Genomic DNA, 5,903 nt, shown 5'->3' with positions numbered 1-5,903 from the left:
GCCGCGCCGGAAACCGATAGCGTCCGTGATACCTCGACTAAAGTCATTCCGATGCCCCTTCAATCAATTGAGTCACTGATCGTATGCAATACGTTTTCCATAACGCCTGCCCGGCGCTGCGCTACTTCCAACCGTTAACAATGGGTTGGGAATTTCCAAAAAATAGAGAAAACAACAAATAAACAATCACGCACATCACAGAGACAAGGCCGGCAAACATTCCCCCTGCAAAACGCTTTTCTCCGCGCACTGCAAAGAATGCGGCAACCGCGACCACTGCAATCGGGGGCGCGAGAAAAAAGTACCCGCGCCAAAACAAGTTACGTATCGGATCGATAGAAGTAACGGTCCAATACGCCGCGATAAAGACCACCCAGGCGAGACAAAAGCCGCGAAGTGCAGGGCTTCCACGAGACGGTTCCGGCGTATGATCAGTCAGGTTTTCCATATCAAATTCGAGTCAAGCGAGTGCCAAGATTGAATCAATTCGTCATCCAGCGCGTTCTTCCTATCGTCCTATGTGCGTACGCCCCAAAGCTCAAGCTTCAATGACGGAAACTCCCCCGCCACATGCAACGCGATCCCGCCGTGACGCACCACCTCCTTCCACAGCGCCCCGCCCTGTGTCAGCTCGTAATAGATATATCCCGCGTTGAACGGAATCTGCCGCGGCGGCACCGGCAGCGCCTGCATGCCGATACCCGGCAAATGACTGCGCACGAGGCTCGGCAGCTTTTCCGACGGCCCCGCCTTCACCTGCGCGAGAAACTGCTGACGCAGCACGTCGGGCGGCATCGCCGCATGCACGGCGAGCACCAGCGAAGCGAAACCCTGCATATCGGCCGGATCGATCACTGCATTGCGCATGCCGTGCCCCCGATCCTCGAGCGCGATGCTCTGCGCGCTACGCACGAGCACGGCATTGAGCAGCCGGTGCGTGTCGTCGACGAGCGGCTTCAGGCAAAGATGCGGAGTCGTATGCCGATAAGGCGGATGCGTATCGAGCGGCCGGCGCGTGTCGGTGCGTAGATGGGTCGACAGCTCGCCCGCCATCGCGATCAGCAGCGTGTAGACCTCCGCCGGCGACGTGGTCGGCACGCGCAGCATGTGCTGCAGCAAGGGCTCGTACCGGTTGAGAATCTGCAACAGCAGGTAATCCGTAACCGTCGCCGCGCTCGCGGTCGTGTCGTCCGTGCCGGCCAGCCGCTGCGACAGCGCATTTGCGCGCAGATGAGCGAGATCGTGGATCTTCGTGACCCAGCTCGTCAGCAAATCGCTCGCGCCATAGCCCGATACGGGCGGCACGATCGTGTCGTCCAGTTCGATGCTGCCGTCCGCGCGAATGGTCTTTACACTCGTCAGTGCAAGACCGATCCATGCGTTGCCGAGCTCCTTCTCCGGCACCAAACGCAGCCGCAGGTTCGACAGCTGGACGGACTCAGGCGCCAGCCCGACCGAATTCGAGTCGCGCAGCTCGGCATCGAACACTTGATAGCGCGCCATCGAATCGGGCGTATCCTCGAACGTCGTTTCCTCGCAGTTCGGCAAACGTACCGGCACGGCCAGATAGATCACCTGGTCGAGGTGTTCGGGACGAACGGTCAACGGCGGCGGCAGCGGCGTATTGCCCGGCGCATCGAACGGCGTGCCGTCGGCGAACACGCCGGCGGCCGACTTGACGATCACTTTCCCGAGCGCGAGCGACTCCAGATCGAGCGCGTAATGCACGAAACCGAAGAAAAACGGCGACAGCGGCGCCGCACGCATGTGCGCGTATCTCTCGAAGTAGCGCTCCTGTTGCTGGAAAAGCTGCGGTCTGAAAAACAACCCTTCCTGCCAGGCGACCTTGGCGTACCAGCTCATACGTCTCGTCCGTTTCGTTGCACGACGTGTTTCATTTCTTCGTTTCCTCGATCGCGACGGCCTTGGCCGAGAGATCGACAGTCAGTTTCAGCTTCGGTGTAACAAGCCGGTACCACGCCTTGTCGGGCGCGGCAGGCATCGTGTAGACCGACCGCCATACCGCATTCGGCAGATCGCGATAGGCCGCGATCACACCGATGGCAGTCGTTTCCGGATCGGGCCGCCGGACAACTTTCCGATGCTCGCCGGGGCGCAACTGGAATTGGTCGCGCTTGACGACGTCGGCCGCCAGCACCGTCTTCTCCTGTGTTTCCAGCGAAAAGAAATCCGCCGCTTCGAATGCGTTGCCGTTCTTCAGCTCGTAGAGACGCACCACGATCGGCGCCGCGTGCCCGCGATCGTCCGGATTCACGTCGGATGCCGCGTTGATGGCCAGTTCGAGCCGAATCGGCGCCTTCGGCTTCGGTTCGCCGCTCGCGCAGGCCGAGAGCAGCACGACGACGGCGAGCGAAGCGGCGGTCAGAATCGAACGCATACGGAATTCACCTCGATGAACTGCGAATGCGCCGCACGCGGAGAACGCGAATGCGCTGCCGCGCGCGACGCATCGCGCTTACGCTTCCTTGTTGCCCTTGATGTCGAAGCTCGCCGTGACGGCGCCGCCGCTGCCGCCCTGTGCGTTCTGCACGACATACTCCTGCTTCACCTTCGAGAACGACAGCGACACCGTCTCGCGGCTCTTTTCCTCGCCGGCCTTGCTGCCCGACGGCTTTACGCGCGTAACGATCACGTCGCTCATCGTGAGCTTCAGGTATTCGAGCGGGTTGCCGCCGGCCTTGCGCATCACCAGCACGGCCTGGTCGATGTGCTTGCCCGTCAGCGCGTACTTCATCAGGTTCGGGCTCGCGCGATCGATGTTGTGTTCGAACGTGAGGTCCTTGACGGTCGCCTTCCCGGCGCCGCCGCCGCTCCCCGAATGCATCGACGATTCCTGCAGGATTTCCCAATCCCAGTTCAGGATCTCGATCTCGTCCTTGTGCTTGTCGTCGAGCGATTCGCCGTTGATGCCGTCGATCTTCAGAAAAATGTCCTGTGCCATGCGTAGTACTCCTTTTAGTGAACGTTGGAATCGGGCCGATCGTCGTCTGCCGAAGCCGTCCGATGCGGCCCTGCGGGATCTGCCGGGTGCTTAAGCGGCTTCCTTGATCGACGGCAGCTTCGTCACGAGCCGCAGCGAAACGGTCAGCCCTTCGAGCTGGAAGTGCGGACGCAGGAAGAACTTCGCCTGGTAGTAGCCGGGGTTGCCTTCGACGTCCTCCACCAGCACCTCGGCCGCCGCGAGCGGCCGGCGTGCCTTCGTGTCCTGCGACGAGTTCGCGGGGTCGGCGTCGACGTAGTTCATGATCCATTCGTTGAGCCAGCGCTGCATGTCTTCGCGCTCCTTGAACGCGCCGATCTTGTCGCGCACGATGCACTTCAGGTAATGCGCGAAGCGCGAGCAGGCGAACAGGTACGGCAGGCGCGCCGACAGATTCGCATTCGCGGTTGCGTCGGGATCGTGATACTCGGCCGGCTTTTGCAGCGACTGGGCGCCGATGAAGGTCGCGTGATCGGTGTTCTTGCGATGCACGAGCGGGATGAAGCCGTTCTTCGACAGCTCGGCCTCGCGACGATCCGAAATCGCGATCTCGGTCGGGCACTTCATGTCGACGCCGCCGTCGTCGGTCGGAAACGTATGGCACGGCAGGTTGTCGACCGTGCCGCCTGATTCGACGCCGCGGATCAGCGAGCACCAGCCGTACTGCTTGAACGAGCGGTTGATGTTGACGCCCATTGCATACGCCGCGTTCGCCCAGCCGTAGCGGCTGTGGTCGGAGCCGTTCGTGTCTTCCTCGAAGTCGAATTGGTCGACCGGATTGGTCTTCGCGCCGTACGGCAGCCGCGCCAGGAAGCGCGGCATCGCGAGGCCGACGTAGCGCGCGTCCTCGGTGTTGCGCAGCGAATTCCACGCGGTGTATTCGAGGTTCTGCGTGAAGATCTTCGTCAGGTCGCGCGGGTTCGCCAGTTCCTGCCACGATTCCATCTGCAGCACCGAAGGCGCCGCACCGGTCACGAACGGCGTGTGTGCGGCCGCCGCCACCTTCGCGATCGAACCGAGCAGATCGACGTCCGGCGGCGTGTGGTCGAAGTAATAGTCGGCCACGATGCCCCCGTACGGCTCGCCGCCGAGCTGGCCGTATTCCTGTTCGTAGATCTGCTTGAAAAGCGGGCTCTGATCCCACGCCAGCCCCTTGTAGCGCCGCATCGTGCGATGCAGTTCGGCCTTCGACACATCCATCACGCGGATCTTCAGGTGCTCGTCCGTCTCGGTGTTCGACACGAGATGGTTCAGGCCGCGCCACGCGGATTCGAGCGCCTGATAGTCGTCGTGATGCAGGATCAGGTTGATTTGCTCGGAAAGCTTGCGATCGATCTGCGCGATGATGGCCGCGATGCTCTTGTAGGCGTCGTCGCTGATCGTGATCGACTGCGTGAGCGCCTGCTCCGCGAGTGTCTGCACCGCATGTTCCACCGCCGCGCGGGCCTGATCCGTCTTCGGCCGGAATTCCCGCTCGAGCAATTGCGTGAAATCGGATTGGGTCGCGGCCTGCGCCTCGACGGCGTGTACGTGCTGTTTTGCCATTTTGGTCGTCCTCGATCGGTTTGTCGGTCAGCTCGCGTCGGCAGGATCGGCCGCGCCCGCTTCGTGCCGCTCCGGCCGCGGCGCCGCAGCCAGCGACTTCAGCAGCGCCGGGTCCTGCAGCAGCTGGGTGACGAGCGCCTCCGCGCCCGACTTGCCGTCCATGTACGTCTGCAGGTTCGCCAGCTGCGTACGCGCCTGGAGCAGGCGGCGCAGCGGCTCGACCTTGTCGGCGATCGCGGCCGGCGAGAAGTCCTCCATGCTTTCGAACGTCATGTCGACCATCATCTGGCCTTCGCCCGTCAGCGTATTTGGCACGGCAAACGCGACACGCGGCCGGATCGCCTTCATCCGCTCGTCGAAGTTGTCGATGTCGATTTCCAGAAACCGACGCTCGGACACCGCCGGCAGCGGCTCGACCGGATGTTTGCCGGAGAGGTCGGCCAGTACGCCCATCACGAACGGAAGCTCGACTTTCTTCTCCGAGCCATACACTTCGACGTCGTATTCGATCTGCACACGCGGCGCACGATTGCGCGCGATGAACTTCTGCGAACTGCTAGCGGACATGAACGGTCTCCTGACAGGGGTTGGCGGATATCGAGCTCAACGACGCGGCTCGAGTAGATGAGAAGGGGTGGCCTCGAACGTCAGCGCCTGCGCGGGCGAAGCGGCGGAGTCGGTGACGCCGATCGCGATGCGCGCGAGCGGCACGCGCGATGCGAACGCATCGAGCCAGAGCGCGGAAAGGCGCGGCAGCACATGCTGTTCGATGAAGCCGATCAGCACGCGCGCACCCGTCTCCTGAACGAGGCAACGGCCGACGATGTAGTGCACGACTGCGTCGTCGCAGACAAGCGCGATGTCATGGGTGTCTGCCATGCGTTTCGCGACGCGGTCCAGATGCAGGCGGACGATGTTGGCAAGCGCGTCGGCGGCGAGCGGCCGGTACGGCACGACGGTCACACGCCCCATGAACGCCGCCGGGAATACCTTCAGCAATTCCGGCGCAAGCGCGTCGCGCAGGCCGTCGAGATCCGGTGACAGCGCCGGATCTGCACACAGGCTCGCGCTAAGCTCGGCGCCGACGTTGCTCGTCAGCAGGATGGTGGTATGGCGGAAGTCGATATGGCGGCCGTCGCCGTCTTCCATGTAGCCCTTGTCGAACACCTGGAAGAACATTTCGTGCACGTCGCGATGCGCCTTTTCGATCTCGTCGAGCAACACGACCGCGTAGGGCCGCCGGCGCACCGCTTCGGTCAGCACGCCGCCCTCGCCGTAGCCGACATAACCGGGCGGCGCGCCTTTCAGGCCCGACACGGTGTGGGCTTCCTGATACTCGCTCATGTTGATCGTGATC

Annotated in this window: 7 protein-coding genes; all 7 read right to left on the bottom strand. The window is 62.6% G+C overall.

Annotation, left to right across the window (positions count from 1 at the left end; translation table 11 throughout):
• Positions 1-121 precede the first annotated feature (121 nt).
• Positions 122-448, bottom strand: a complete 327-nt coding sequence (locus HMPREF3115_RS30900; RefSeq protein WP_141751677.1) for a hypothetical protein — start codon at positions 446-448, stop codon at positions 122-124.
• 68 nt (positions 449-516) lie between these two features.
• Entirely contained in the window at positions 517-1,863 is a 1,347-nt protein-coding gene (gene tssK, locus HMPREF3115_RS14335) for a type VI secretion system baseplate subunit TssK (RefSeq protein ID WP_070554858.1), read from the bottom strand.
• 31 nt (positions 1,864-1,894) lie between these two features.
• Entirely contained in the window at positions 1,895-2,398 is a 504-nt protein-coding gene (tssJ, locus tag HMPREF3115_RS14330; protein ID WP_070554856.1) for a type VI secretion system lipoprotein TssJ, read from the bottom strand.
• A gap of 78 nt (positions 2,399-2,476) precedes the next feature.
• Complete coding sequence (locus tag HMPREF3115_RS14325; RefSeq protein ID WP_006396709.1) at positions 2,477-2,962, bottom strand: Hcp family type VI secretion system effector; 486 nt, start codon at positions 2,960-2,962, stop codon at positions 2,477-2,479.
• Between the two features lie 90 nt (positions 2,963-3,052).
• On the bottom strand, positions 3,053-4,546 hold the full coding sequence (gene tssC, locus HMPREF3115_RS14320; RefSeq protein WP_070554854.1) for a type VI secretion system contractile sheath large subunit: 1,494 nt from the start codon (positions 4,544-4,546) through the stop codon (positions 3,053-3,055).
• A gap of 27 nt (positions 4,547-4,573) precedes the next feature.
• Positions 4,574-5,113 (bottom strand): type VI secretion system contractile sheath small subunit, encoded by a 540-nt coding sequence (gene tssB / locus HMPREF3115_RS14315; protein ID WP_006410787.1) that lies wholly within the window; start codon positions 5,111-5,113, stop codon positions 4,574-4,576.
• Positions 5,114-5,149: 36 nt separating this feature from the next.
• On the bottom strand, positions 5,150-5,903 hold a 754-nt coding region (locus HMPREF3115_RS32445), incomplete at its 5' end, for an AAA family ATPase (protein ID WP_256276205.1).

Source organism: Burkholderia sp. HMSC10F09 (genome assembly GCF_001806955.1).
In the GTDB taxonomy this organism is placed as follows: domain Bacteria; phylum Pseudomonadota; class Gammaproteobacteria; order Burkholderiales; family Burkholderiaceae; genus Burkholderia; species Burkholderia multivorans.
The sequence above is the reverse complement of the archived record's forward strand: the minus strand, read 5'-3'. Positions and strand labels throughout refer to the sequence as shown.